We start from the raw sequence: 4304 nt of genomic DNA on the forward strand, positions 1-4304 counted from the left end.
AAGATGTCCTTCGTTTCGTGAGGCAATAATTGCAGAAATAGGCAGTTTCTTCACAGCTTTTTCGATTTAAAAGTAGTTTTTCGGACAATTAAGTGGCTGGGATACCGATGGCTTCTCGCACGCAATTGCAAATTTAGGGCTTTCAACGCTTTTTTTAATTGAAAGGAAAACAGGTATTTTACAAGGGTTTCGAAATTGTTCGCGGCAAGCTGCTGCTTACTAATCTTTGGTTTTCCTTTTAGGTGAAACAGCGAATATTTGAATGCTTGTATATTTTTATGCTTAGCACGAATATATGCGCGTACTTTTTCTAGCCCATTTTCTGTAACGCCTCCGCGATAAATACTGTCGGACTGGTATGCTTGGGCAGCTTCGGCATTCCAAACATGGCCCACATTAGCTACTCGCATTTGATTGAATTGCGCCAAGTGTCCGACATTTTCCATAAAAAGCAGGTATGAATTGATTTCACAAGCGTACCACCAACTTTCGGAATCAAAATCGGTTACCAAAGGCATTGTGATTGAATTACTGAATGCTGATGCGCTATAGGCTTGAAATTGCTGATCAATCACTTGGATGTGTTGAACTTCTGCGCGCTTATCGTACAATCCTCGATTGTAGGCTACATCCATCAGCGGAAAACCTACTGCTGGTTTGTACTTCAACAATAATTCTTGAAATTCAGGAAAAGAACCCGATTCGAAAACCACATCATCATCCAAAAAAATATAATACTCGTAAGAATTTGAAATAGACTTTGCAAACCCGTATTGGATATTTCTTCCTTCAGCCCAAGTAGTTTTTGGAATAAAAAACGACTTAAACAAGGCCATTTCGTCCATTGAAACTTCTTCGTCAAACGTTGCAACCACTAAATCGCTTTCCTCATTTTGCAAGGAATGATATTTAAGTACATTTACCTTCCTGCCTTGAACCAGATATAGGAATTTTTTCGACATTACTTCTTGGCAATCAGGTTATTATAAGGATAATGCAACTGCTTTTTATGTGGAATTAACTGCTGATTTTTAAGTTCGTACCAACGATAACCGTAGGTTTCCATAATATCATACAACTCCTGGACCATATAACCTACTTCAAAGCAGGTTGATTCGGTAAACTCCATCATTACAATAGGTTGCTGCGTTTTAAAAAAATGCTCGCCGCCTTGTAGCACAAATTTTTCCCAGCCTTCAACATCGATTTTCACCAACTTAATTTTCGAAATATCGGTTTCTTGCAAAAGACTGTCGAGCGGCTTTACTTCAACCTCAGTTGATATGGTTTGGCTTTTATTGGTGAGTTTTCCGAAGCTATTCCATGCATCATACCCATTTTGCGAAACAAAAAAAGGAATTTTTGAAACTTGATCGGATACCCCTAAGTTGTGTAACTCTACATTTGTAAAGTTGTTGATTTGTATATTCTCAGTAAGTTTTTGGAACGTATCAGGCGCAGGCTCAAAGGCAATAACTTTTCCACTTGTCCCAACTTTCTCGGCGGCGAATAAACTAAAGAGCCCGATATTGGCTCCGATGTCTAAGAAATAATCGCCTTCTGTGAGCGTTTCTTTCAAAAATTGAATTTCCGACTCTTCAAAACCTCTGTAAATGAGTTCTGAGATAGCCGACTGTTTAAACAATTTGATCTTTATTGTAGGCGATAAGGGGAAAATGACCGAGTCGGTCGATTTAAAAAGTATATTCCATTCCTTTATTTGATTCTTTTTTTGAATGGCAACCAATTTAGCTTCGGCCACTTGAAAAACGGCTTTAAACTTCCGTACCCAAAAAAGTAGTGTTTTTATCATCTTTAGGAATTAGAATTAGAGCGAATTGAATTCCATAAAAGACGGGGCATGATACTACCCGGACGTGTATCTGCGTAAGCGCGATTCAAACCGTTTATGTTAATGATTTCAATCGGTATGGCTACATCGGCGTCGTGCAGTACCCAACGATTATTATGAATTCCGATAGCGGGCTGAATTTTGTACGCACCAGGTGCTAGCAACTTCTCGGGAATTCGCGCTGAGAAACGGTAATTGCCTTCTGGAAAGTACGATAGTTCGGTGGCATCGTCGTCATGAAAACCTCGAAATAAAACGGTAGCCGACTTTTCCTCTAACAAATCGAAACCAATTCGCAAACCGGAACACGCTTGTTTAACGGTTACATCAAATAAAATTTCCACCTGTTCAATGGTATCAAAAGCTAAATTTCCCTGTTCGGAAACTTGCACTAGTATTTGATTGATGGAAACTGTTTCGTCGTTTAATGAAGCTAGGCGATCCTGTAGATTAATGCTTCCCAGTTGCTCAGCATCGGCACTCAAATACTTGCTGATAACATCGGCGGTCGCTCCGCTGTATATTAATTCGCCATTTTTTAGTAAGAATGAACGCGAACACAAGGTTTGCACCGCGGTTAAATTGTGGCTCACAAAGAGTACAGTTCTTCCTTCGCCACGAGATATGTCTTGCATTTTTCCCAGTGCTTTCTTTTGGAACTCGGCATCGCCAACAGCTAAGACTTCATCAACGATCAGAATATCGGGTTCCAAAAAAGCTGCTACGGCAAAGGCTAAACGCACAGTCATCCCTGAACTGTACCGCTTAACGGGTGTATCAATATAGCGCTCGCAACCCGAAAACGAGATGATGTCGTTGAGCTTGGAGGCGATTTCTTTTTTTGTCATACCCAGAATTGCGCCGTTGAGAAATATGTTTTCACGTCCGGTCAACTCGGGATGAAATCCGGTTCCCACTTCTAATAAAGACGCGATTCTGCCTGTATACTTTACTGTTCCAGCGGTAGGTGCGGTAACTTTAGATAAAATTTTAAGCAAAGTCGATTTCCCTGCGCCGTTCTTACCAATAATTCCTACAACTTCGCCTCGTTGCACTTCAAAATTTATGTCTTTTAACGCCCAAACGTAAGCACTGTTACCTTTAGCACTGCGGTCGTTAGCTTCGCCTACTTTTAAGTACGGATCGGGTAAACCTCGAACTCGATGCCACCAGCGATTTAAATCGTGACTTAACGTACCCGTTCCTACTTCACCCAAACGATATTGCTTGGATAGGTTTTCTACTTTCAAAATTACTTCGCTTGCTATCATACCGTATCAATAAAGCTGCGTTCTGTAGCATTAAAAATTATACTTCCGAAGATAAAAACCAGCAAAGAACAAAGTGTACATCCTAAAAAGCTAATCCAAGAAAAAGTTCCGGTACTCAGCAACATATAACGGGCGTGCTCGATGATATACGCCAGCGGATTGTAATCAACAATCCACGCATAATTCGGGAGTTTTTCGCGTATCATCGCTAGCGGGAAGGTAACGGCGGAAACATACATTAAAAGCTGAACACCAAAACTGATTAAAAAACTTAAATCGCGGTATTTGGTAACAAGAGCCGAAATAAACATTCCCAATCCAAGCGAAAGCAAGGCCATGTTCAACAAAACAACAGGTAAAAGAATCGCGTAAACACTAACACTTACTGAACTTCCTTGCGCGATGTAATACAGGTAAAACCCTACAAAAATTGCGAATTGAAGCAAGAACTTAAATAAATTCGATACCACAATCGACAACGGCATTATGATTCTCGGAAAATAAACTTTGCCAAACAATGAGGCATTCGTCTTGAAAACATCCGAAGTAGTTGTTAAACAAGTGGAAAAGTAGTTCCAAACGGTAATGCTTGCCAGGTTAAATAAAAATGGAGGCACCGAACCCGTTTCAATTCCCGCTAAATTATTGAACAACAAAGTGAATATTAGCGATGTAAACAAGGGCTGTATGAAATACCACAGCGGCCCCAAAATGGTTTGTTTATAAACAGTTACCACATCTCTGCGTACCAACAAAACTAACAAATCCCGATAGCGCCATATTTCGGCTAACGGAAAATACAGTAGCTTGCTTTGTGGCCCTATCTGATTCTCAAATCGCATTAAACTTTTCTGTGCTTATTTTCGAACCAAAGATAAAAGAATCGAGCGATTGCCCTACTAAAAAATAGATTCTTGCCTTTATTTGGGTGTGCCGGCGCAGTGGTGGCTTCGCCGAAGAGTTGTGGCGCCGTCGCGTGCTCCACTGTATCTTTTTGCCAATACAGTACTGGAAATTCCGTAGGGCAAAAAGGATGTCGTTGCGCCCGCTCACACAGAAAATCGTTCCCAAATTTCAACGTCATCTAAAAACTTTTCCAGAAAAATGTGCATAAAAAAAGCGCGGCCTTTCGACCGCGCTTCTTTGCTTTATCAGAACCTTGTCTTAGTAACCAAATTTCT

The 4304-nt window shown here is 40.5% G+C and carries 4 protein-coding genes; all 4 read right to left on the minus strand.

What is annotated here, in order from left to right; all coding sequences use genetic code 11:
• Positions 1-50: 50 nt before the first annotated feature.
• The 4 genes from ACOVQQ_RS10880 to ACOVQQ_RS10895 are packed head-to-tail and all read right to left on the minus strand — an operon-like array spanning position 51 to position 3965.
• The gene (locus tag ACOVQQ_RS10880; protein WP_421818219.1) at positions 51-962 is read right to left on the minus strand and encodes a hypothetical protein; all 912 of its coding nucleotides are present in this window, start codon (positions 960-962) and stop codon (positions 51-53) included.
• Entirely contained in the window at positions 962-1813 is an 852-nt protein-coding gene (locus ACOVQQ_RS10885) for an FkbM family methyltransferase (protein WP_421818220.1), read from the minus strand. Before ACOVQQ_RS10885 ends, ACOVQQ_RS10880 begins: the two co-directional genes overlap by 1 nt.
• 2 nt (positions 1814-1815) lie before the next feature.
• Positions 1816-3123, minus strand: a complete 1308-nt coding sequence (locus ACOVQQ_RS10890; protein ID WP_421818221.1) for an ABC transporter ATP-binding protein — start codon at positions 3121-3123, stop codon at positions 1816-1818.
• Entirely contained in the window at positions 3120-3965 is an 846-nt protein-coding gene (locus tag ACOVQQ_RS10895; RefSeq protein WP_421818222.1) for an ABC transporter permease, read from the minus strand. Before ACOVQQ_RS10895 ends, ACOVQQ_RS10890 begins: the two co-directional genes overlap by 4 nt.
• Between the last annotated feature and the right edge of the window lie 339 nt (positions 3966-4304).

Source organism: Flavobacterium sp. (genome assembly GCF_049240005.1).
Taxonomy (GTDB): domain Bacteria; phylum Bacteroidota; class Bacteroidia; order Flavobacteriales; family Flavobacteriaceae; genus Flavobacterium.